The following is a 214-nucleotide window of genomic DNA, read 5'->3' on the forward strand; positions in this document are numbered from 1 at the left end:
CGCGATCTGCGTCTTCGTCCAGTGATGCTTGTCCTTCAGCCACATCCAGCGCGACCGCTTGAGGGCGGGTTCCGTCCGCACTTCGGCGCGCCGGACCTCCTCCAGCGCCTCGTTGGCGAGTTTCACGACGTGGAAGCGATCGAAGGTGACCGCCGCCTCGGGCAGGTGCCTGGCCACCCCCGCGATGTAGGGCCGGCTCATGTCGATGCAGGCG

Annotated in this window: 1 protein-coding gene; it reads right to left on the bottom strand. The window is 67.8% G+C overall.

Going from position 1 to position 214, the window contains the following annotated elements; genetic code table 11:
- The coding region (locus ACH107_RS34055; protein WP_412509954.1) for a transposase at positions 1 to 214 on the bottom strand (214 nt) is incomplete at both ends.

This window comes from Roseovarius halophilus (ex Wu et al. 2025), from assembly GCF_047086965.1.